The sequence below is a fragment of the Mesorhizobium sp. M7D.F.Ca.US.004.03.1.1 genome (genome assembly GCF_003998635.1).
GTDB lineage: Bacteria > Pseudomonadota > Alphaproteobacteria > Rhizobiales > Rhizobiaceae > Mesorhizobium > Mesorhizobium loti.
On the sequence record NZ_RZQG01001838.1, the window covers coordinates 1 to 422 of the forward strand.

1 protein-coding gene is annotated in these 422 nt (G+C 55.0%); it reads left to right on the plus strand.

The window, feature by feature from the left end:
• Positions 1-8: 8 nt before the first annotated feature.
• On the plus strand, positions 9-317 hold the full coding sequence (locus tag EN935_RS40305) for a DUF1236 domain-containing protein (protein ID WP_127374462.1): 309 nt from the start codon (positions 9-11) through the stop codon (positions 315-317).
• Positions 318-422 lie beyond the last annotated feature (105 nt).

Consider the following 422-nt stretch of genomic DNA (forward strand, 5'->3'; position numbering starts at 1 on the left):
ACTTTGACATGAAAAATTACCTCATCGGCGCAGCTGGCGCCTTGCTGCTCATCGCTGGAACCGGCATTTCCTTCGCGGAAGACGTGCTTGTTTTAAAGCCTGAACAGCAGACCGTTGTGCGTGAGTACATTCACAAACAAAAACTCGCTTCGGTCAGCCTGCTCGGCGTCGAACTCAACGTCGGCACCGCCCTTCCCGATACGGTCGAGCTGCACACAATTGACGTCCCTGACGTCAGGAACAGGTACACGGTTGTCGGCGATCACGTGGTGCTGGTGGACCCTGATACACGCAAGATCGTGCAGATCATCGAGTAGTTGCTAGTAGACCAAGGTTTATCCGTTGGGTGGACCCGCCGATGCCCCCTGGTGGCACGGCGGGTCTTTCGCTGATTGTACGGCTGTCTCTTATACAAATCTGAC